General features: G+C 44.0%; 13 protein-coding genes. 10 read left to right on the top strand and 3 right to left on the bottom strand.

All coding sequences use genetic code 11. The annotated features are described in order from the left end of the window. Positions 1 to 68: 68 nt before the first annotated feature. From htpG to LX99_RS15780, 3 genes are all read right to left on the bottom strand, one after another. Positions 69 to 1,952: a molecular chaperone HtpG gene (gene htpG, locus LX99_RS15790; protein ID WP_022833202.1), complete on the bottom strand. Its 1,884-nt coding sequence runs from the start codon at positions 1,950 to 1,952 to the stop codon at positions 69 to 71. Positions 1,953 to 2,188: 236 nt separating this feature from the next. Further along, entirely contained in the window at positions 2,189 to 3,532 is a 1,344-nt protein-coding gene (locus LX99_RS15785; RefSeq protein WP_109608743.1) for a sensor histidine kinase, read from the bottom strand. Beyond that, on the bottom strand, positions 3,522 to 4,886 hold the full coding sequence (locus LX99_RS15780) for a sigma-54-dependent transcriptional regulator (RefSeq protein ID WP_109608742.1): 1,365 nt from the start codon (positions 4,884 to 4,886) through the stop codon (positions 3,522 to 3,524). The genes LX99_RS15785 and LX99_RS15780 overlap by 11 nt, the downstream gene beginning before the upstream one ends. A 460-nt stretch (positions 4,887 to 5,346) precedes the next feature. Between LX99_RS15780 and LX99_RS15775 the strand changes: the two genes are divergently transcribed. The 10 genes from LX99_RS15775 to LX99_RS15730 all read left to right on the top strand — a co-directional run bounded on the left by LX99_RS15775 (position 5,347) and on the right by LX99_RS15730 (position 24,213). Continuing rightward, positions 5,347 to 6,603, top strand: a complete 1,257-nt coding sequence (locus LX99_RS15775) for an efflux RND transporter periplasmic adaptor subunit (RefSeq protein WP_109608826.1) — start codon at positions 5,347 to 5,349, stop codon at positions 6,601 to 6,603. Between the two features lie 120 nt (positions 6,604 to 6,723). Further along, entirely contained in the window at positions 6,724 to 7,401 is a 678-nt protein-coding gene (locus LX99_RS15770) for an ABC transporter ATP-binding protein (RefSeq protein ID WP_109608825.1), read from the top strand. Between the two features lie 204 nt (positions 7,402 to 7,605). Continuing rightward, entirely contained in the window at positions 7,606 to 9,975 is a 2,370-nt protein-coding gene (locus tag LX99_RS15765) for an ABC transporter permease (RefSeq protein WP_109608741.1), read from the top strand. A 107-nt stretch (positions 9,976 to 10,082) separates the two neighbouring features. Next, positions 10,083 to 12,449, top strand: coding sequence for an ABC transporter permease (locus LX99_RS15760; protein WP_109608740.1), 2,367 nt, complete (start codon positions 10,083 to 10,085; stop codon positions 12,447 to 12,449). 123 nt (positions 12,450 to 12,572) lie between these two features. Beyond that, on the top strand, positions 12,573 to 12,794 hold the full coding sequence (locus LX99_RS15755) for a hypothetical protein (protein WP_109608739.1): 222 nt from the start codon (positions 12,573 to 12,575) through the stop codon (positions 12,792 to 12,794). 100 nt (positions 12,795 to 12,894) lie between these two features. Further along, positions 12,895 to 15,318 carry an ABC transporter permease gene (locus LX99_RS15750; RefSeq protein ID WP_109608738.1) on the top strand — a complete coding sequence of 808 codons (2,424 nt, stop codon included), beginning with the start codon at positions 12,895 to 12,897 and terminating at the stop codon, positions 15,316 to 15,318. A 151-nt stretch (positions 15,319 to 15,469) separates the two neighbouring features. Then, positions 15,470 to 16,504 carry a DUF4097 family beta strand repeat-containing protein gene (locus LX99_RS15745; RefSeq protein WP_109608824.1) on the top strand — a complete coding sequence of 345 codons (1,035 nt, stop codon included), beginning with the start codon at positions 15,470 to 15,472 and terminating at the stop codon, positions 16,502 to 16,504. 201 nt (positions 16,505 to 16,705) lie between these two features. After that, positions 16,706 to 19,126, top strand: a complete 2,421-nt coding sequence (locus LX99_RS15740) for an ABC transporter permease (protein ID WP_109608737.1) — start codon at positions 16,706 to 16,708, stop codon at positions 19,124 to 19,126. Positions 19,127 to 19,249: 123 nt separating this feature from the next. Beyond that, the gene (locus LX99_RS15735; RefSeq protein WP_109608736.1) at positions 19,250 to 21,718 is read left to right on the top strand and encodes an ABC transporter permease; all 2,469 of its coding nucleotides are present in this window, start codon (positions 19,250 to 19,252) and stop codon (positions 21,716 to 21,718) included. Positions 21,719 to 21,816: 98 nt separating this feature from the next. Next, positions 21,817 to 24,213 carry an ABC transporter permease gene (locus LX99_RS15730; RefSeq protein ID WP_109608735.1) on the top strand — a complete coding sequence of 799 codons (2,397 nt, stop codon included), beginning with the start codon at positions 21,817 to 21,819 and terminating at the stop codon, positions 24,211 to 24,213. Positions 24,214 to 24,478 lie beyond the last annotated feature (265 nt).

The following is a 24,478-nucleotide window of genomic DNA, read 5'->3' as shown; positions in this document are numbered from 1 at the left end:
TTAGGAGTGGTTTTTTTATGAAAATATGAAACTGTGGTTAATGAAATTTACCTCAAGAGGCAAAAGTTTTATATCAAACTAACACTGCGTTTAACAAACTCGGTTAAATCGGCACCGGTTAGTAAACCTTGCGATAGTAAGGCCAAATCAAACGCTTGTTTTGAAAGCTGGGCCTGTACGGCTTCATCTTCTTCCTGCAATATGCGGCTTACCAATTTGTGGTTACCGTTTACAATAACTTTGTAGTTATCCGGCATATTGCCATAAAAACCCATGCCGCCACCCATAGCTGCCATATCTTTCATACGGCGCATAAACTCGTCCATGGTAATGGTTACCGGCAGTTCATCAGGGTTTAAGCTTTCAATTTGTACGTTGTAGGCCGGTTTGTTAATAGCTTTGTTAAAGATGTCTTTAACTTTAGTGCTTTGCTCTTCGGTTAGCACGGTTTCAGGGGCATCGTCTTTTTTAATCAGTTTATCGGCAACGTCGGCATCAACGCGTTTCAACGAAGTTTTGTCGAGCTTTTGTTCTAAATGACTGATAAAGTGGTTGTCAATAGGCGAATCCATCACCAGCACATCGTACCCTTTTTTATTAGCCGACTGGATAAACGAATCCTGTTTTGCCGGGTTGTTGGTGTACAGGTAAACCAGCTGACCGTCTTTATCTGTTTGGTTGCCTTCAACTTTGTCTTTGTATTCAGGTAAAGTAAAGTTTTGTTTTTCGGTATTGGTAACCAACACAAAATCTTTGGCTTTTTCGGCAAACTTATCTTCGCTCACCATACCGTATTTTACAAACAGGCCAATGTCGGTCCATTTTTCTTCATAGGCTTTGCGGTCAGCTTTGAAAAGTTCTGCCAATTTATCAGCTACTTTCTTGGTGATATAGCTGCTGATGCGTTTTACATTGCTATCGGCCTGCAGGAAGCTGCGTGAAACGTTCAGCGGGATATCCGGTGAGTCGATCACACCGTGCAGCAGCATTAAAAATTCAGGAACAATATCTTTCACCTCGTCGGTAATAAATACCTGGCGGCTAAATAATTTGATCTTGTTTTTCTGGAACTCGAAATCGTTTTTCAGTTTAGGGAAGTAGAGTACACCGGTAAGGTTGAAAGGATAATCAACGTTCAGGTGGATCCAGAACAACGGATCTTCGCTGAAAGGATAAAGCTGTTTGTAAAAGTCGAGGTAGTCCTCATCCTTTAATTCAGAAGGGGATTTGGTCCAGATCGGGTTGGTGGTATTGATGATGTTATCAACTTCAACCGAAGTGTATTTGGTTTTACCTTCTTCGTCAACACCGTCTTCAACAGATTCTGTTTTGGTGCCGAATTTAATAGGTACAGGTAAAAATTTGCAGTATTTATCCAGGATCTCCTGCAGTTTATACTTACTTAAAAATTCGGTTGATTCCTCGTTGATATACAGCGTAATTTCGGTGCCGCGCTCTTCTAAAATACCTTCGCCAATTTCAAATTCGGTGCTGCCGTCACAAACCCAGAAAGCAGGCTCAGCGCCTTCCTGGTATGAAAGCGTCTGGATTTCCACCTTATCGGCCACCATAAACGCCGAGTAGAAGCCTAAGCCAAAACGACCGATAATCTCATTGGCATCTTTAGCTTCCTTAAACTTCTCCATGAACTCGGTAGCGCCCGAAAAAGCGATCTGGTTGATGTATTTTTTAATCTCTTCGGCGGTCATACCGATACCATTATCACTAATGGTGATTGTCTTTTTGTCGGCATCAAAAGCAACTTCAACGCGTAGGTCACCAAGTTCGCCGTTGTATTGGCCTAATGAAGCCAAACGTTTAATTTTCTGGGTAGCATCTACCGCGTTTGATACCAGTTCGCGTAAAAAGATCTCGTTATCAGAGTATAAAAACTTCTTAATGATTGGGAAAATGTTTTCGGTGTGGATCGAAATGCTGCCTTTTTCTTGCATAACTATATTTTAATAATATTTTAATAAGGTTGATTTAAAATGATTGTTACGCTTGTGCTATCAAGGGTTGTTCCAATTGTGGTTATATTGTCAAATTGGCAGGACCTGGATTTGGAATGATTTCCGGGAAGGCGGGATGACGATATGTACTAAACTTACAAAGTTCCCAAAACTTCGTAAGTTTCCCCAAAGTCATAAGTGACGCGCTTAAACTCCCCCTTTAGGGGGCCGGGGGGCTAAAACGATAATATAAACGCCGAACCTTTACCCTCGGTAGATTGCACCTGGATATTGCCTTTATGCAGCAGCATAATCTGCTTACACAAACTTAAACCAATGCCGCTGCCTGTTTTACGGGTGCTGAAAAAAGGGATAAAGATCTTATCCAACAGTTCAGGCGGCATACCTAAGCCATTATCAATCACTTTTACAAAAGTTTTGCCGCTTTGAATCTCGGCAGTGAGTGTAATGCGGGGTTCTTCGCGGTCTTTTACCGCTTCGATGGCGTTCACCAGCAAATTGATCATTACCTGTTCAATCAGGTTAATGTCGGCTTCAATAGCAAGGGCCGGGTCGCGCAGGATGATCTCCAACTCGATATTTTTTTTCTCGAGGGTAGGGGTCATCAGGCTGTTCAGGTTTTCGAAAATATCGCGAACCATGATTTTATTCAGATCGAGTTTGGTGATCTTGTTCAGGCTGCGGTAGCTTTCGGTAAATTTAAGGAGGCCTTCGCTGCGGCGTTTAATGGTATCAATGCCCAATTCGATATCTTCGAGGTCGCTATGATCAAGGTTTTCGGTAATATCCGGGCTTTGCAGGCGGTTTTTTAAGGTATCAGCCAGTGAAGAGATAGGCGCTACCGAGTTCATGATCTCATGTGTCATCACGTTAAGCAGTTTTGACCATGCTTTTGATTCGGTTTCGTCTAATGCTTCGTTCACGTTCTGGAAAGCGATGAGTTTGTACAGTTTTTCGTCGCTTCGCATCAAACTGGCGCTTACCAGTATTTTAACCTGCTGATTGCCTCGTGTTACCGTGATAATTTTGCTTTCGCCCGGTTTTAGTTTAATGAGTTGGGCGTACAAATCAGGTTGCCTTTTTTCGAGCGAGTGAACTGTTTTAAGATAAGGTACGCCAATGATGTTTTTAAAGGCCTCATTGATCCAACCCGTCTCGCCGGTTTCCTCCTCGTAGGATAAGATGCCGGTATCAACCAATTCAAGTATTTTTTGCAGGTAATGGTATTGTGTTTCGCGCTCACGGCTGATGAGCTTGAAGGTGGTATTGATATCGTTAAACCCTTTTCGTAACGGTTTCAACTCATTGGGCGCTTTTCTTACGTCAAAATGCCTCGAAAAATCACGGTATTGGATCGACTCTACAAACTGACTCACTTCATCCTGGGCTTTTCGCTGAAAACGGATCATATCCAGAACCGAGTAGGCCACGAGTGGCAGCAGGATCACCAGGTACAAAAGCTGACCAAGGTGAACTATTACAAAGGCCGTAACCACTAAAACAACCAGCAGCAAGAAAACGCGCAGCAGGAGCCGCCATTCGTAACGGTTAAATATCATATTTGCTCAATCTTCGGTATAAGGCGGTGCGGGTAAGGCCAAGTTCTTTGGCGGCACGTGTAATGTTGCCGTTATGCTTTTCAATAACCCTGAGTATGGCGTTTTTTTCGAGGGTACTTAGCGGTATGTTGTCGGCATCAGTTACGCTGCTTTCGGTATTGGTTTCCAATATCGAAAAAATCAAATCGTCGGGCCTCAAAATGTTATCATCAGCCATAATTACGGCGCGCTCAATGGTATATTGTAATTCGCGCACGTTGCCCGGGAAGTTGTACATTTTGAGTTTGTTAATGGCCGCGGCGTCAAAATCCATAGCCGGTTTCAGGTATTTGGCGGCATATTGTTTGGCAAAGTGACGCGCTAAAATTACAATGTCCTCATTGCGGCGGCGCAAAGGCGGCATATTGATCTCTACGGTATTGATGCGATAGATCAAATCCTTTCTGAACTTGTTTTCATTAGCCAGTTCGCTTAAGGGTACATTGGTAGCGCAGATCAGCCTGATATCAACGTCAACCGGTTTGTTGGTACCCAGGCGGGTTACCTGTCGGTTTTGTAAAATGGTAAGCAGTTTGGCCTGTTGCTGCAGGCTGATATTGCCTATCTCATCCAAAAAGAGGGTACCGCCCTGGGCTTCCTCAAAGCGGCCCATCCGGTCTTCCCTGGCATCGGTAAAAGCCCCTTTTTTGTGTCCGAAAAGTTCGCTTTCAAATAATGTATCTGTTAAAGCGCCAACATCCACCTTAACAAAAGGTTTATCCGCCCGTAATGAGCGTTCATGAATAGCCTTTGCCATCAAATCCTTCCCGGTGCCGTTTTCGCCCAAAATCAAAATATTGGCGTCGGTAGGGGCTATTTTGTTTACCTTATAAAAAATATCCTGCATCACGTCCGATTCGCCGAGGATCGACGTATCGCCCGCGGCGTTCTTAACGGTTGCTTTGCTGCTTTTTGTACCCCCGCCTTCTTTTTTTTCCAGCAGATCGCTTATGGTGTTGAGCAGTTTTTCATTATGCCACGGCTTCACCACAAAATCATTGGCGCCCTCTTTTAACGAGCGCACGGCCAGATCAATATCGCCGTAGGCGGTTATCATGATCACGCATACGTTGGGTTTCCATTCTTTCACTTTGCGCAGCCAGTACAGGCCCTCGTTACCGGTATTGATGGCGCTGTTAAAGTTCATATCGAGCAATACCAGGTCAACCTCGTTGCGCTGCAACAGCCAGTTAAGGTTTTCCGGGTTTTTTTCCGTGATGATTTCTTTTGCTTCTGGCTTTAATAACAGCTTAACCGCGGTTAATACATCCGGGTCGTCATCAACAATCAAAACGGTGGCTTTTTTTAGTATCATTTATATGTTAGTTAATAGTTCACAGATCATTGTTCATGGCCGCAAATCCCGATGCATGATTAATTGAAGTTGTCAATTTAACAAAAGTTATAAATTTAAAGTAAATTGTACTCCTTTATAAGGCATCGGCAAAAATAAACTTTCACATTCTGCCATGAACCATGATCCATCTACTGTGAACTGTAAAGACTTGTTAACAGCCGCATACGTTACAAAATTTATGCTAAACGCATTGTTTTTTACCATATGCAGGATGTAAATGCTTCACAATGAAGCGGAAAACCAAAGCATGCTGATTTATGCTTAAACAACTTGTAAATACACTGTATCAATACCGTACACTTGCTGTAACAGAAGCGTACGCTTTAAGTGAATAAAAGGTGTTTAAGTTATTGTAAAACAGTTATTTAATTTGTGGCATGTGTTTTTGTTGTCACTTACAAAATATTATAAAAATACAGTGGACAGAAAAATTGAGAAAAAGACCTGGAACAGCAAACGAATACTAACCATTGCAGGTATTACAGGCGTTATTATACTAATTGGGGGCAGCATTTATTTAACATCGGGCAAAAGCAAACTGGATGTTGATACCGAACGATTAACTATAAGCACTATCACTAAAGGCCCTTTCCAGGAATTTATCCCTGTTAACGGTGTGGTTATGCCGCTAACTACCATATATCTTGATGCATCTGAAGGCGGCGTTGTTGAAGAAAAGTATGTTGAAGACGGTGCTACCCTTAAAAAAGGCGACCCGATTTTGAAACTGTCAAACACAGATCTGGAACTTAACCTGGCCAACCAGGAAACCGCTGTATACGCCGAGCAAACCCAGATGCAGATTTCGCATAACAACGCCCAGCAAAATACCATCAGCAAGCTGAACACCATGGCCGATGTAGAAAATGCTTATAAAGAAGCTGAAAGGATTTACAAACTGGATAAGCACCTTTACGATCAAAAAGCTATAGGGCTGCAGGAATACCAATCTGCTAAAAATACTTATGATTACCAGGTTAACCGCTATAAACTGGCCAAACAGATTTTATCGCAGGATACCGCACTGGTTAAGCAACAGGCTTCACAAGCACAGGAACAATACAGCCACATGAAAACCACGCTCGAACTGATGCGCAAAAAAGTGGCCGGCCTGGTATTGAGGGCACCGATCGACGGGCAATTAACTTCGATGGATGCCGAAGTTGGTCAAAACAAAAACAAAGGGGAGCACCTGGGGCAGATAGACGTACAATCAGGCTTTAAGGTTAGGGTTGATATTGACGAACACTACCTTTCACGTATATACACCGGCTTAAAGGGCGATTTCCAGTTTGCCGACAAAACCTATAACCTGGTTATTAAAAAGGTGTATACACAGGTAAAATCTACAGGTAGTTTCCAGGTTGATATGCAGTTTGTAGGCGCCGCGCCGACCGGCATCCGTAAAGGGCAAACCTTGCAGGTACGTTTAGCGCTGAGCGACCAGATGCAGGCCGTGCTTGTACCTAAAGGCGGTTTCTTCCAGCAAACCGGCGGTAACTGGATTTTTAAAGTGAGCGAAGATGGCACCAGAGCCTATAAGGTGAATATACAACTTGGCCGTCAAAGCCCGGATTATTATGTGGTGACCGAAGGTTTGAACCCGGGCGATAAAGTGATCACATCAAGCTACGAAACTTATGGTGATATTCAGGAGCTTGTACTAAAAAAATAAATATTTGCTGCAACGTATCTACAGTGCGGGGCGTCATCATTATATCAAAGCCAATAAATTAATTTAGCATAAAAAAACAAAGCAGCCCCGGTAAGCCGGGGTTGAACAATGGAGGCACCAATGATAAAAATTTCCAATCTCGAAAAATTCTACCGTACCGAAGAGGTAGAAACCATCGCGTTAAACAAGCTGTCGATGGAAGTGGCAACCGGCGAGTTTGTTGCCATTATGGGGCCTTCGGGCTGCGGCAAATCAACCTTGCTTAACATCCTGGGCATGCTTGACGATCCGGATGCGGGCAGTTATATTTTTAATGACATTGAGGTGGCTCGCTTTAACGAGCGTAAACGGGCCGATCTGCGCAAGCATAACATCGGTTTCGTATTTCAAAGCTTTAACCTTATTGATGAGCTTACCGTGTTCGAAAACGTTGAACTACCGTTGATCTACACCGGCGTTGCCGCTTCAGAGCGTGTAAAAAGGGTAGAAGAGGTGTTGGATAAAATGCAGATCATGCACCGCCGTAACCACTATCCGCAGCAGTTATCAGGCGGTCAGCAGCAGCGTGTGGCCATTGCCCGCGCGGTGGTTAACAAACCCAAACTGATCCTTGCGGATGAGCCCACCGGTAACCTTGATAGCAGCAATGGTAACGATGTAATGGAACTGCTTACCGATTTGAACGAACAGGGTACAACCATTATCATGGTAACGCACTCTGAGCACGATGCCCGTTACAGCCACCGCATCATTCGATTGCTTGACGGACAAACCGTTATGGAGAATATCATGGTGTAGTTTTTGAGTTCATGGTTGATAGTTAATGGTTCGTAGCAAAGTGCTGAATTGGAACCGGGACTTAAAACTTATGGCTTAGAACTTATCACCGTCGCCTCCCAAAATCAGTTTTATAATAAGTTAATAAAATGTCTCTGCTGCCCTGCTTCGCTAACGCGGAGCGGGGCTTGTTGGAGTGTTTTTCTTTATTAAACGCCTACTCCTATGCTTAAAAACTATCTGAAAACCGCCTGGCGCAACTTAATTAACACTAAGTTTTACAGTGCCCTTAACATTGTTGGTCTCACTATAGGCCTCGCCGTTGGAATGCTGATTTTGATTTGGGTGCAGGACGAACTGAGCTATGACCGTTTTCATACCAAAGCAGACCAGATTTACAAGGTTAATGCCTCGATAGGCACAGGTGCAAGCAGGCTGGTATGGGGTGGAGTACCCGCGCCGGTAGCCGCTTTTGGCTTAAAGGAAGTGCCGGGCATAGTAACTGCTGTAAGGGTGGTTACCAGTTACAGCTATTCTGTTTTTAGGTACCAGGAAAAATTACTGAAAGAAGATTATGGTAAACTCTCATTTGTAGATGATGCCTTTTTTACACTTTTTGATTTTAAACTATTAAAGGGAAATGTTAAAACGCCTTTCCCTAACGATCAATCGGTTATAATTACAGAAAGTGCAGCCAAAAAATATTTTGGCGATCAGGACCCGATGGGCAAAACCATTTTGGGTGATAGCAAAGATCCTTACACCGTATCGGGTGTATTGGCCGATTTTCCGGCCAACTCAAGCATTGCAGGTGATATGTTATTCTCCATGAATTTGAAACGCAAGGAGTATGATGGTAAGGGCTACTGGAAGGCTATGGACGCCGATTGGGGCAATTACTACACCACCACGTTTTTGCAAGTAAGGCCCGATGCTTCAACCAAAGCCATTGCCGCCAAACTCACCGAGATCCACATGAAAAACCAACCCGGTATTAAGCCAACCGATGGTGTTTTTCAATTACAACCGTTAAAAGAGATGCATCTTTACAATCCCGACGGTTCATCGGCCGGGATCCAGATCGTAAAAATATTTTCGATTGTTGCAGTACTCATTTTATTGATTGCCTGCATCAATTATATCAATCTCTCTACCGCCCGGTCAATGCTGCGCTCAAAAGAAGTGAGCGTACGCAAAATAATAGGTGCCGAGCGGAGCCAGCTTTTTATGCAGTTTATTATCGAAACTGTATTGTGTTTTGTTGTTGCCTTGCTGCTGGCCTTCGGGCTCATTTATGCCGTTATGCCGGTGTACAATACTATCTCGGGCAAACAAATGCATTTCGACCTGTTTAACGCTAACGTATGGCAGGTTATAGCTTTAACTATTATTGCAACGCTTGTTGCATCAAGTATATACCCGGCGCTATTGCTTTCATCTTTTAAGCCCATCAATGCGCTTAAGGGTAAAATATCGGGTGCAGGCAACGCTACATTTCGTAAAATACTGGTGGTATGCCAGTTTGCCTTTTCGGTTGGCCTTATAATTGGCACGCTGATCATCAACAGGCAATTGAGTTACATCCACTCCATACAATTGGGTTATGATAAAGAGCATGTTTTTGCGCTGCCCTTACGTGCCATGCAGGATCATTATGAGGCTATCAGGGCCGAGCTGGTAACCCATCCCGAAATAAAGGGATTAAGTACCGGATCGAGCAGTGTAATAACCAGCAACGGCAGTACCAGCGATACCGATTGGGATGGAAAAGCATCGGATGTAAGTTTGCTTATCAACCCGTATGATATTGATAAGGATTTTATGGGACTGTTTAAGTTGAAGTTTGTCGCAGGCACAGGCTTTACAGGGATAAAATCGGATACAGCGCACTACATCCTTAACGAAACCGCAGTGAGGCTTGCCGGTATTAAAAATCCTATCGGCAAACGCTTTAAACTACATGATCTTAATGGCACCATTATAGGTGTTGTTAAGGACTTCCATTTTGCATCATTAAAGGAAACTATTGCGCCGGCCATATTCTCGTACCGGCCAACAGCATGGCAGCTATATGTTAAAACAACCGGTAAGGATGCACCGGCTGCTATTAAACTGGTTGAAAAGTACTGGAAACAGTATAACGCCAATTTTCCATACGAGTACACCTTTTTGGATGATGCTTATAACGATATGTATAAAACTGAACAGCATACGGCCACGCTGTTTAACATATTTGCGGGCATAGCCGTATTTATTTCATGCCTTGGCTTGTTTGGCCTGGCTACCTATACGGCGCAAATTAAAGTTAAGGAAATAGGCATCCGCAAGGTATTAGGCGCAAGTGTTGCTAATATCACAGCTATGCTGTCGCGCGATTTTTTAGTGCTGGTGCTGATAGCCATCGCCATAGCATCGCCCATAGCCTGGTATGCCATGAATAAATGGCTGATGGATTACGCCTACCGCACCGAACTGCACTGGTGGCTGGTTGCGGTGGCCGGAGCTGTTGCCGTTGTAATAGCTTTTGCAACAATAAGTTTCCAGGCTGTAAAAGCGGCACTGGCAAACCCGGTGAAGAGCCTGAGAAGTGAATAAATCAGTCATTAGGTCATTTGCTTTGCGTCATTAGGTCATTTTGATTGGCGCAAATAAAAAAATGACTTAATGACTTAATGACCCCAATGACTTAATGATATAAAGCCATGTTTAAAAACTATTTAAAAATTGCCTGGCGCAGCTTAATCAAAAACAAATTGTATTCGGCCATTAATATTGGCGGTTTGGGTGTTGGCATGGCGGTGAGTTTTATGTTGCTGCTGTATGTTTACAATGAGTTTACCTATGATGGTTTTCATCAAAATAAGGAACGCCTTTACCGCGTAATGCGTACGCAGCCCAATAACGGCGAAATTTACACCAACCAGTCGATGCCTGTACCTGCTGCGCCGGCTATGAAAAAAGATTTCCCGGAAATTGAACATGTTGCACGGACCGATTGGGGTGGTGATCATTTGTTAAATTATAATAACAAGCCGCTTAAAATGAAGCTGGTGGCCGCCGATGCCTCCTTTTTGCAAATGTTTACTGTTGATTTTGTGAAAGGCACCAGGAATGATGTTTTTCACGATCAATCATCGGTCATCTTATCCGAATCGGCTGTTAAGGCGATATTTGGAGATAAGGATCCGATAGGGCAAACCCTTAAAATAGATGGAAGAACGTCGGCAAAGGTCACCGGTGTTTTTAAAGATTTTCCTTCAAATTCAAGCTTCAAATTTAAAGCCGTGATCCCCTGGACTTTATATGAAGCCGAAAATCAATGGGTAAAACAATCGGGCTGGGGTAATTATTCGTTCCAGACTTTTGTTATGCTTAAACCGGGTGTCGATCTGGAGAAGCTTAACACCAAAATGCGCAAACTTATTGAACGCTATGATCCTAATAACAAGGAAAATAAATTGTTCCTGTATTCATTCACCCGCGGGCATTTGTACGGACAGTTTAAAAATGGCGTTAACTCCGGCGGAGCTATCGAGTATGTGCGTTTGTTCTTTTTCCTGGCTATCGGCATCCTGTTGATTGCCTGTATCAATTTCATGAACTTGTCAACCGCGCGGTCAGAACGCCGGTCGCGCGAGGTTGGGATTCGTAAGGTGGTCGGCGCGCGCAGGTTTGCTATTATCCAGCAGTTTCTGGGCGAATCGATTTTGACCGCTTTGTTTTCGCTGGTGGTTGCCGTTATATTGATGGCGGCATCAATAAATTATTTTAACGAGGTTATTAACAAACACCTTGTTATCCCTTTTAACAATGCTTGGGCCTGGGGAGCCGCCATCACGGTAACGCTGCTCACCGGCATATTGGCGGGGAGCTACCCGGCCTTGTTCCTTTCATCATTTAAACCTGTAAAAGTTTTAAAGGGAGTGAATAAAACGGGTAAGGCAACCTTGCATGCAAGGCAGGTACTGGTGGTTTTACAGTTTGTGTTTGCTACAAGCCTTATTTTGTCAAGTATATTGATATATAAGCAGATTAATTACATTAAAGATCGCCCGGTAGGCTATGTAAAAAATGGTGTGATCGAGATGGATCTCGAGGGTAACCTTGCTAAACAGTACCAGGCTTTCAGAACGGATATTATTAATTCGGGTGCAGCGGTTGATGCTACGGCAACATCAGGAAGTATAGCTAATAGCAACAGTAGCAGCTGGGGGATTAACTGGCCGGGGCAGTTACCGGGAGAGGATAAAATTCCCATCGATCAAATTGTTACTACTTTTAACTTTATATCTACCTATAAGCTTCAACTGCTAAAAGGCCGTGACTATATACCCGGCCGTATGGCCGATACTTTATCGCTCATCATGAATGAGTCGGCAGTTAAACTGATGCGTTTAAAAGAGCCGCTTGGTCAGATTGTAAAATGGCAGGGGCGAAACTGCACCGTGGTAGGGATAGTTAAAGATTTTGTATGGGGATCACCTTACGAACCCGTGAAGCCTGCCATTATAGGCTTCGATCCAAACTGGGCCAACCAGATCGGGATCCGTCTTAATCCCAATCAGCCGGTTTCAAAAAGTATAGAAACTATCGGCAATATTTATAAAAAATACAACGCTGAATATCCTTTCGAATACCAGTTTGTTGACGACAGCTTTGCCGATAAATTTGCCAACGAAAAGCTGTTGGGAACATTGTCAAGTTCGTTTACGGTGCTGGCCATTATCATCTCATGCCTTGGTTTATTTGGCCTGGCCTCATTCTCTGCCGAGCAGCGTAAAAAGGAGATCAGCATCCGCAAGGTACTGGGGGCGAGCATCAGCAGCCTGTGGTTCAATTTATCTAAAGAGTTTTTGATACTGGTTACGATATCATTTCTGATAGGTTCGGCCATAAGCTGGTATTATATGAACCAGTGGCTGTTGCATTATACTTACCGTACGGGTATCAGTATCTGGGTTTTCCTGGCAACAATAGCTATCAGCCTGCTGGTATGCATGGTTACGGTAAGCTGGCAGGCCATCAAAGCCGCCCTGAGTAACCCGGTGAAGAGTTTGAAGAATGAGTGATTGGTTTTGTGAGAGATTAGAGGTTGGTGATTGGATTTTTTGCTTAAAAAAGCGACCAACCGTTGGCAATATGAGATAAGCTGAGAAATTCTTTTAGGTGCAAGTGTAACCTCTATCGTAACCATGTTGTCGAAAGATTTGATGAAATTGGTGCTGATAGCATCGCCGCTGGCCTGGTACGGCATGAGTAAATTGCTGCGAAGCTTTGCCTATAGGGATGATATAAACCGGTGGATATTTGCTGCTGCGGGTATCATAGCAGTAATTATCGCTTTTGTAACAGTAAGCGCACAATCTGTAAAGGCGGCAAATGCCAATCCGGCGCGGAGCCTTAAAAGTGAATAAAGCCTCACCCAACCCTCTCCTGAGGAGAGGGCTTGCAGGCAAAATTATAAACAAATAATTAACTAAAATTCCTCCCTTCCGGGGAGGTAAGGAGGGGCTAATGTTTAAAAATTACCTAAAAACCGCTTATCGCACATTGAAAAAAAATGTGGGATTTACAGCCATCAATATTTTCGGTTTAGCGCTTGGTCTTGCCACCTGTATGCTGATTGTGTTTTATGTGGTTGATGAATTAAGCTACGATAAATACAATACCAGGGCCGACAGGATTTACCGTGCCAATATGCAGATCAGGTTTGGTGGTATCGATCAAAATTATGCCAGTTCGCCGGCACCGTTGGCGGGTGTTTTTAAAAAGGATTACCCGGAAGTTGAAAGTTCATGCCGTTTGTTGCAACGCGGCGGTTATAACGTAAAAAAAGGCAATCAAACCATTCATGAAGATAAGATGGTGTTTGCCGACCCGACACTGTTTGATGTTTTTACGCTGCCTGTGATAGTCGGCGATCCGGGGCATGCCCTGGTTGAGCCCAACACCGTGGTAATAACCGAAACCATAGCCAAACGTTATTTCAATACTGTACAGGCTGTAGGTAAAACCTTTACGTTTGATGACAAACTGCTGTACAAGGTTACGGGAGTCATTAAAGATCTGCCCAGGCAATCGCACTTTCATTTTGATTTTTTCCTGTCCATGGCATCGAAGGATGAGAGCAGGGAGAATGCCTGGCTCAGCAACAATTTTAATACCTATGTGCTGCTTAAACCGGGCGCTGATGTAAAACAATTTGAAGCCAAATTACCCGAGTTAATGCGCCGCAATGCCGGTCCGCAATTGCAGGATGTCCTTCATTTAAACTTCGATGCTTTTGAGAGTGCCGGTAACAGGTACCGCTTAAGCCTTGTCCCTTTGCTGGATATTCACCTTAAGTCAAACCTCATGTCTGAGCTTGACCATAACGGCAATATCCAATATGTGTACATTTTCGGCGCGGTGGCTGTTTTTATATTGCTGATAGCCTGCGTAAATTTCATGAACCTGTCTACAGCGCGCTCGGCAAACCGGGCCCGCGAGGTTGGGGTGCGTAAAGTATTAGGTTCGGCCCGTAAATATTTAATAGCCCAATTTCTGTCCGAATCAATCATGGTAACTTTTGTTGCTACGGTTATAGCCGTTGCGGCAGCATACTTATTGTTGCCTGTGTTCAACAACATATCGGGCAAAAACATCGGGTTAAACGCGGCTTCGCTTGTATGGCTTGTTCCGTGTTTGCTGGTAACAGTATTGGTTATCGGTTTCCTGGCGGGATCTTATCCCGCGTTTTTCCTTTCGGGCTTTCAACCTATTGAAGTTTTAAAGGGTAAGCTGTCGGCAGGTTTTAAGGGCGGTATGCTCAGAAGCTCGCTGGTGGTGTTCCAGTTTTTTATATCGATAGTGTTGATCATCGGTACGCTGGTGATCTATAACCAGCTGAAATATATCCAGAATAAAGATCTGGGCTATAACCGCAGCCAGGTATTGGTGGTGCATGGGGTGTACAACCTCGGCGAGCAAACCAGGGTTTTTAAAGAAGAAGTAAAGCAACTGCCGGGTGTGGCGGGGGTAACCATGACGGGCTTTTTGCCAACCTCAGATTACCGCAACAGCAGCAGCGTTTTCCAGGAGCGTGCCCTCGACCCTAAAAAAGCGGTACTTGCCCAAACCTGGACCGTTGACGATAAATACCTGCCAACCCTTGATATCAAACTGGTTAAAGGCCGTAATTTCTCAGATCAGATGCCAACCGATTCGGCAGCAATGATAGTGAATGAAACCGCCGCGAGGTTGATGGGCGTGAAAGACCCGCTTAATAAACCCATGTACCTGCCTATGGATAATATGGCCAAAACTTTTAAAGAGTACCATATTATCGGTGTAATTAAAGACTTTAATTTTGCATCGTTACGTAATAATATTAGCCCGGTAATATTGATGTACGGACAGGATAACGGCTCGTTAAGTGTAAAAATGCATACGGCCAACATTACCGGCCTAATGGCGCAGATTAAGGATAAATGGAAATCTATCCAACCAGGAAAAGAGTTTAGCTATTCATTTATGGATGATGATTTTGATGCCTCCTACCGCGCCGAGCAGCGCATGGGCACTATATTTATCATTTTTACCACGCTTACTATAGTAATTGCCTGCCTGGGTTTATTTGGACTGGCAGCCTATGCAGCCGAGCAGCGAACCAAGGAGATTGGCATCCGCAAGGTACTGGGCGCTAACGTGGCTAATATTGTAGGCATGCTTTCCAAAGATTTCATAAGGCTGGTATTGATCGCAATTATCATCGCTATTCCGTTTGCATGGTTTTTTATGCACCAGTGGTTACAGGGTTTTGCCTACCGCCAAAATATACAATGGTGGGTAATTGTTTTATCGGCGGTTGCGGCGTTGTTGATCGCTTTTGTAACCATCAGCTTTCAATCCATCAAAGCGGCGCTGGCTAATCCCGTGCGGAGCCTTAAAAATGAATAGGCAATTTGCAGCTGAAATGAACTTTATAACTTTCCCGGGCCCTTGTCATCACGGGCTTTTTTACGTGCACTATTGTGAAATAATTTCACAAACCATGCAACGTATCGGTAAAACAACCCGTCTTGTATTTATAAACCCAATAGCTTTCACTATGAAAAAGTACTTACTTGTGTTATTTGTTGCCTGCGCGGGTAATGCGGCTTTTGCCCAAAATAACTGGAAATCACCATATCTAACCAAATCATTATCGGGCCAAGCAGTTAAAGAGGTATTTGTGAATACGTCTGGTGGCAGCATCACTGTAAGCGGCGCCCCGGGCGAAGAGCCGAGGGTAGAAGTTTTTATCCAGGGAAATAACGGCAATGGTGATTTGCCGAAAGAAGAGATCCAGAAACGCCTTGATGAAAATTACGATTTTAAAGTAGATGTGAACAGCGGCGAACTGCATGCATCGGCAAAAAATAAAAAGAATAACATGGATTGGAAAAAATCGTTAAGCATTTCATTCCGTGTGTATGTTCCGGGCAACGTAACTACTACGTTAAATACCAGCGGCGGCAGTATTCATTTAGATAATTTAACCGGCGCGCAGCAGTTTGAAACCAGCGGCGGCAGCCTGCATCTGGACAAAATTGCAGGGACCATTAAAGGTCGTACCTCCGGCGGAAGCATCCATGTAAACAATTCTAATAATGATATTGATCTGCAAACTTCTGGCGGTAGTATCGAAGCTAATAACTGTACAGGTCGAATCAGGCTCGAAACTTCTGGTGGTTCGTTACACCTTAACGGCTTAAAAGGCGATATCAAGGCCACTACGTCAGGCGGCAGTATCAGCGGCAATAAAATTGACGGCAATTTTGTAACCGGAACTTCGGGTGGAAGCATTAACCTTACCGATTTATCCTGCAGCCTTGATGCTTCAACAAGTGCGGGCAGTGTTCGCGCGCAATTTTTAAGCGTAGGTAAATCGGTTAAAATTGATGTAAGCGCCGGTCGTGTTGATTTGCAATTGCCTTCAAAACAAGGTTTAAACCTTGATGTACGTGCCGATAGGGTAGTAGCTAACCTGGGCGAGGGCTTTGCCGGCAATAAAGACAAAGAGCGTGTAGAAGGCAAATTGAATGGCGGCGGCGCTTTAATAGAAGTACGTGGCGACACCCGGGTTAACCTTACTGTAAACTAATCGATTATAAAATAAACGGGAAGGCCTGCAGCGATGAGTTGCAGGCCTTTTTTAATTGCTGTAACAGTTGTATCATAACCGTACACATGGTGTTACGTCTTCGTACAGTTATAATTAAAAATAATTTATAAGTAATTGATAGTTAGTTGTTTTTGATATTGGTATGCTATTTAAAAGTATTTTTGAGTTAACCGTACGCTTATGTTAAAAAACTACCTTAAAACCGCCTGGCGAAATTTAAAGCGCAACAAAATATTTTCGTTCATCAATGTTTTCGGCCTTTCGGTAGGGTTGGCTTGCTGCATGCTAATCTGCGCCTATGTTTACAGCGAGTTAAATTACGATCAGTACCCGGCGCAGGCCAAACAAATGTACCGCGTTGGCTTACGCACCATCGAAAATAATGGCGTAAGCGAGTACCCGATGGTGGATATCGCCGTGGCACAGGGTATTAAAAATATGTTTCCTGAAGTTACAGAAACCACCAGGCTATCCGGCCGCGGACCTGTGTTTGTGAAATACAACGACCGCCAGTTTAAAGAAGAGCACGTACAACTGGTTGATCCTAACTTTTTACAATTATTTTCTATCCCGCTGATTGATGGCGATAATAAAAGCTGTTTAACCGACCCGAGCGGCATGGTCATTACCAAAGCCATGTCGGTTAAATATTTCGGTAACCAACAGGCTTTAGGTAAAACACTGGCTATTGATGGCAAGCCTTACAAAGTTACCGGGGTAATTGATAAGGTACCGGACGACTCGCATTTTCACGGCGACGCTTTTTTAAGCTTAACACCTTTTACTGAAAACGCTAAGCAAACCTGGAGCAACATCGGTTTCTTCACCTACATTGTGTTGGATAAAAACGCCGATGCCAAAAAACTGGAGGCCGCTTTCCCTGAGATGGTCCGTAAGTTTGTAGTGCCCGAAATTGCGCATGATATGGGTACCAGCGTTGCGCAGGCCGGTAAGGCCGTTAATACCTTCCTGTTTTACTTACAGCCTTTAAGCGAGATCCACCTGCATTCGGCCACTAAATATGAGCTGGAGGCAAACGGCGATATCCATTACGTGTATATTTTCGCTGCGCTGGCGGCTTTTATATTAGTATTGGCCGGTATCAATTTTACCAACCTGTCTACAGCAAGTTCGGCCAAACGCTCCAAAGAAGTAGGCATCCGCAAGGTGCTGGGTTCTGAAAAAAGCGGATTGGTTTCGCAATTCCTTACAGAATCCGTAATGCTTACCGTATTCGCTTTATTGCTGGCGTTAGGATTAGTGTACCTGCTGTTGCCCATGTTTAACAATTTAGCAGGGAAGCATATCGAACCAGCGTTTTTCTTGAGCCCTAAAGCTATCGCTATCGAATTGTTTACCGCCTTTGTGGTTGGTATACTGGCCGGGATCTACCCTGCATTCTTCCTGTCGTCATTCCAGATCATCAGCGTATTAAAAGGAAACAGCTCTACCAAAGCAGAGGGTAAAGGGGCCTTACGAAGCGGACTGATCATTTTCCAGTTCGCGGTTTCTACAGCGTTGATCATATCAACCTTTGTGGTATATCAGCAGCTGCATTTTATGCAAAATAAAAAGCTTGGGTATGATAAAGAACAGGTGTTGGTTATTAACGATACTTATACCCTTGGCCATAATGTTGATGCCTTTAAAAACCAGCTTTTACGTAACCCGCAGATAACCAGTGCTACCATATCAAGCGCTGTTCCCGGAAAATCGGGCGGGATGGATGGTACACAGATTACGGCCAAAGAATTTGATGACAAGGGGGGGCATGCCGATATCCACACCAATATTTATCATGTTGACGAAAGCTATGTTCCAACCTTAGGCTTGCAGGTTATCAAAGGGCGTAATTTTTATCCTTCCTTCCCCGGCGATTCGATGTCGGTGCTGGTGAATGAGGCGTTGGTTAAAGGTTTGGGCTGGGGCAATGCCGATCCGGTAGGCAAAACCATTGTGCGCTCGGCCCGGTCGCAATATAAGGTCGTAGGGGTGATTAAAGATTTTCACTATGCCTCGGCCAAACAAAAAATCGCCCCGTTGATGCTGCTGGCTGGTCATAACACAGGTTCGGTTATTTTGAAGGTGAAAACGGGAGATATTAAATCGCTCATCACCAATATTAAATCAGAATGGGATAGCATGAGGCCCGAAGCACCGTTCAGCTATTCGTTTTTGGATGAGCAATATGCCTCGCTTTACGCTTCAGAACAGCAAACCGGTAAAATTTTTACCGTGTTCTCCTGCGTGGCGCTCATCATTGCCAGCCTGGGCTTGTTTGGTTTAGCAGCCTTCATGATCAGGCTCAGGGTAAAGGAGATAGGCATCCGTAAAGTGCTGGGCGCTTCAACAGGAAGTATTACGGTAATGCTTTCTAAAGAGTTTTTAAAGCTGATCGTGATCGCCTCGGTAATAGCGTTCCCGGTAACCTGGTTTGCCATGAACAAATGGCTGCAGGATTTTGCCTACCGCATCAGCATACAGTGGTGGGTGTTTTTACTGGCCGGTGCAATTGCCCTTTTGGTAGCCGCGTTAACCATCAGCTTTCAATCGGTTAAAGCGGCGCTGGCCAACCCGGTTAAAAGCCTGAGGAGCGAGTAAATACGTCATTGAGTCATTTGTTGCGCGTCATTAAGTCATTGAAACGCGGGTAATTAAAAAAAAATGACTTAATGACCAAATGACTCAATGACTCTGAAGAAAATGATTTAATGACTACAAGATATGTTTAAAAACTACTTTAAAATTGCCCTGCGCAATTTCTGGCGGCACAAATTTTTTACGTTCATTAACGTAATTGGGTTGTCTATCGGTATTAGTTCTGCACTGGTGATCTACCTTATCGTGCATTACGATTTTACGTTTAACCAAAACTTTGACGATAGCGACCGCATTTACCGGGTTGTATCGAACTACACTTTTTCGGGCGAGGAAGCGCATAACCGCGGGGTATCCGGCCCGGTGCCCGAGGCTGTGCGCAACAATATAAGCGGTGTTGAATTAACCGCACCGTTTTTTGTTTTAAGCGAGCCTAACGTACTTGTTCCCGGAAAGGGAGGAGTGCCCGTTAAGTTTAAACTGCAGGATAATGTGATTCTTGCCGATGGGCGCTATTTTGGCATGTTTAAATATAACTGGCTTGCAGGCTCGGCAAAAACGGCCTTGAACGCCCCGAATCAAACAGTACTTACGGCAGACCAGGCAAAAAAATACTTTCCGCAGCTATCATATAGCCAGATGATAGGAAGGGTAGTCACTTATGATACCCTCAATGTAGCTGTTACCGGTATTGTTGAACCCTTAAAAGGTAATACCGACTTTAAGTTTCATGATTTTATTTCATATGTAACCGCCAAAAACAATAAAACTCTTGCTGATGAGCTCGGTTTTACCAACTGGGGTGGAACTACCTCGTCGTCCATCCTGTTTGTGAAGTTGTCGGCCAATGCAACAAAAGAAGGTTTTGAAAAACAACTGAATGAGTTGCTCAAAAAGAACAATCCGCCTAAACCCGAAAATAAAGGTAATACCCGTAACTTTACCCTTCAGCCACTTAGCGATCTGCATTTTAACAGCACTTACGGCACCTTTGATTCTGGCAGCCCGGCAAATAAAACCACGCTTTACGGGCTATCGGCAATAGCGGCCTTCCTGCTCTTATTAGGTTGTATCAACTTTGTTAATTTAACCACTGCCCAGGCCACGCAACGGGCAAAGGAAATAGGTGTGCGTAAAACAATGGGAAGCAGCCGCATGCAATTGATCAACCAGTTTTTAAGCGAAACATTTTTAGTCACCTTACTGGCTGTGATTATCTCGGTGGCTTTGGCTCCGGTAATTTTAAAACTATTTAAAGATTTTATCGCGGCCGGCATTCAGTTCGATCTGTTGCACCACCCCAGCCTTTTTATATTCCTGTTGCTACTTACTGTTGTGGTAAGCCTGCTATCAGGTTTTTACCCGGCAGTCTTGTTGTCGGGTTACAAGCCTGTGCTGGTACTTAAAAACCAGGCAACCTCAAACGGTAGTAAAACACGCAATGCGTGGTTACGTAAATCGCTCACCGTAACGCAGTTTGTAATAGCGCAGTTTTTTATCATGGCTACCGTGCTGGTGAGCAAGCAAATTCATTATGCGCTCACTAAGGATTTGGGCTTTAAAAAAGATGCCATCCTGATGATTAATTCGCCCTGGAAAAACCGAACTTTAAGTAAAAACCAGGTTTTTATGAACAGGCTGAAGTCCATGCCACAGGTAGCGCTGATCAGCATGGGTAAGGCGGCGCCATCATCAACCAGCACCAATTCTACAGATGCTTCTTATATCGACGGAAAAAAGGAAACCAAAGTAGAGTTATATGAAAAATATGGTGACCCTAATTATATCAAGGTATACAACATCAAATTGCTGGCTGGCCGAAATTTACAATATGCCGATAGTACGAACGCGTTCTTAATTAATAACACCTATGCCAAACTAATCGGGTTTAAAAATCCGGCTGATGCTGTGGGTAAGTATATTGATAAGTTTAACGGCGATAAAAGGATGCAGATTATCGGTGTGGTAGCCGATTTTTATTCCGAATCGCTGCACGCGGCCATAAAACCTACCTGTATCCGTATCAGCAATGGTCGTTATGACAACGGTACTTTCCACATCGCCCTTAAACCGCAAACCGCAGGTGGTAACGAGTGGAAAACGGCTATCGCATCGATGGAAAAAGCCTGGAAGGAAGTTTATCCCGAAGATGATTTTGAATACAACTTTTTTGATGAAAGCATAGCTAAATTTTACGACTCGGAACAACATACTTCAACCCTGTTAACCTGTGCAACCGGCTTATCGATCTTTATAAGCTGCCTTGGTTTATTGGGCCTGGCAATTTATAACACCAACCAACGCACTAAAGAGATAGGCGTACGTAAGGTGCTTGGTGCAACCGTAGCGCAGATTGCAACCTTACTTTCGCGCGAGCTGGTCATGCTTATCGGGTTGGCCTTTGTAATAGTTACGCCGGTGGCCTGGTACGCTATGAACAAATGGATGCAGACCTTTGCCGACAGAACAGCGATAAGCTGGTGGATTTTCGCGGCAAGCGGGGCAGGGATGTTACTTACAGCATTGATCACCTCAAGTTTTCAAACCATTAAAGCCGCGTTAGCTAACCCGACTAAAAGTTTGCGTTCTGAATAGGTTGCTCATTGAGTCATTGGCTTCGCTCATTAAGTCATTTTTTGATAGATGAGAAAAGAAAATGACCCAATGACATAATGACCCAATGACTGAAATATATGTTGAAGAATTATTTTAAAGTAGCATTTCGTAATTTAATTAAGCACCGCGCCACTTCGTTTATCAATATTGCAGGGCTTACCGTTGGTATCAGCGCGGCGGTATTCATCATGCTGTGGGTGCAAAACGAACTTAGTTTTGATAATTATCATCAGGATGCGGCCAATATTTATCGGGTAAAAACCAAACTTGATTTAACCAGGAACGAAACATGGATCTGGGAATCATCGCCTTATGTATTGGGTAGCGTTGCCAAAAAGGAAATCCCCGGTATACAGCAATATACTTTTTTGTGGCCCGGTTACATGGTTACTGTTCACAACAACGGCAAACTCATCTCCGAAAAAAAATACGCTTATGTTGATGCCAACTGGTTTAATGTTTTTCATTATAATTTTGTGGGAGGCAGTGCCGAAAGTTTTACCAAAAACCCGTTCAGTTTAATTCTTACGCAATCAACAGCGAAAAAATACTTTGGTGATGCCGATGCGGTTGGCAAAACGCTAAAGGTTGACAGCGTAAATTACCAGGTTCAGGCGGTTGTTAAGGATAACCCGGCCAATTCATCCTTTCAGTATGATATATTAATGCCTGTTGAGGCTAAGCTCAGTAACCCGCATGAAAAAGAACAGGCAACCCATTGGGGTAATTACAATGGTTTAACCTTTATTAAACTACAACCCGGCGTAAGCACCGCGTTGATAGCCAAAGAGCTTACCGCTATAGTGCGGAAAAATAATAAAGGCAGCGAAAACACCACGCTTAGTGTTATCAAGCTAAAGGATATGCATTTTGAAAGCGATTTGCAAAGTTCATCGTTTGAACATGGCAACCGCAGGCTGGTAAATGTGTTTATGGTGCTGGCTGTTTTGCTTTTAGCCACAGCCTGTATCAACTACGTAAACCTTACTACAGCAAGGGCGAGCGTTCGATCAAAAGAAGTCAGCGTTCGTAAAATTGTTGGAGCGGGCAGGCTCCAGTTGTTCGGTCAGTTCATGTCCGAATCGTTGGTGGTGAGCGTGTTGGCCCTGGTTTTTTCTGTTGTCGCTATCCAGGTGTTTTTGCCTGCATTTAATACGGTTACCGAAAAGCACTTCACTCAGCCCTTAACTTCGGGAACAACATGGCTTATTTTATTGGGCACATTGCTCATCAGTTTTGTGTCTAACGGCTTGTACCCGGCTGTTTTATTATCATCATTTAAACCGTTAATTGTTTTTAAAGGGCGTAACGCGCTTAATTTTAAAGACGCCGGGATCCGTAAAAGCCTGGTAGTACTGCAGTTTGGTGTTTCGGTGATGCTGATCATTTGTACCATGGTTATTTACCGCCAGTTGCATTTTATGCAAAAAGTTGATCTTGGCTACAATAGGGAGCATGTGTTTACCTTCAGGGTTCCGTGGACTGCACTGGGTTTTGATGAAAAAAAACGTGTTTCGATGTTAAACAGCATCGCTAACGAACTGCGTGGACAAAGTGCTGTACGCGAGGTAGCGCAAAGCGGCGAGGACAATTTTTACAACAACGGCACTAAAATGTCCGGATCGATGGATTGGGATGGCCGCCCTGCTGATTATCAACCTTCGGCAGCTACATTGGCCGCTGATGAAAATTTCCAAAAGATGCTGAGTTTAAAAATGAAGGAAGGGCACTGGTTTGGCAAGGGTAATGTAGATCAGCATAATGTTATTTTAAATGAAACCGCGGTAAAGCAACTCGGTATTCATCAGCCGGTTATCGGGCAGCGTATGAAATTCAACGGCGATTCAGGTGTAGTGGTTGGTGTGGTGAAAGACTTTAATTTCAGGAGCCTGCACGAAAAAATTGGTCCGATGGTAATTTATAACCATACAGATTGGGCCGCCGCTTTTTATATTAAAACAGCACCCGGAAACACGGCAGGAGCCATCAAAGCGGCGCAGGATGTTTGGAGCAGGTTTGTACCCGAACAGCCATTTGCCTATACTTTTTTAGATGATGGCTATAATAAGCTATACCATGCCGAGCAGCGTTCGTCAACACTGATCACCGCCTTTGCCGGTATAGCTATAGCCATATCGGCCATGGGCTTACTTGGCCTGGCCGCATTTGCCGCCGAGCAGCGCGTAAAAGAGATCGGCATCCGCAAGGTGCTTGGTGCAAGTATACAAAGTATTATCAGGCTGCTCTCTGCCGATTTCCTGAAAACAGTACTCATTGCTAACCTCATCGCTTTCCCGGTGGCGTGGTACCTGATGAACAAATGGCTGCAGGATTTTGCCTACCGCATCCATATTTCGTGGTGGATTTTTGCCGCGGCTGCCATAGCGGCCCTGCTTGTGGCATTGGTAACGGTAAGCATCCAGTCTATCAAAGCTGCGCTGGCCAATCCGGTAAAGAGTTTGAGGAGTGAGTGATTTTGGGGTAAAAGGTTAAGGCATCAGACTTCATACCGTTATAGATTTTTAAAAGCGGCCAAAGTTTTAAAACATTGGCCGCTTTACCCACTCAATTTCGACTTTTCTTCATCATAAAACATGAGCTTTTAAACCCGTGTTTTGTTTGATATTTCCAAAAGTTGGCTGTACATGAAACTGCGTTTCTTTTTCTTTGTATTGCTCCTGGTAAAAACGATAAATTAATGATTTTTACGATGTGAGATTAGTAATTCGGAAAAATGTC

It is taken from the genome of Mucilaginibacter oryzae (assembly GCF_003148845.1).
Classification (GTDB): Bacteria; Bacteroidota; Bacteroidia; order Sphingobacteriales; family Sphingobacteriaceae; genus Mucilaginibacter; species Mucilaginibacter oryzae.
This window is presented reverse-complemented; position numbering and strand designations above follow the sequence as displayed.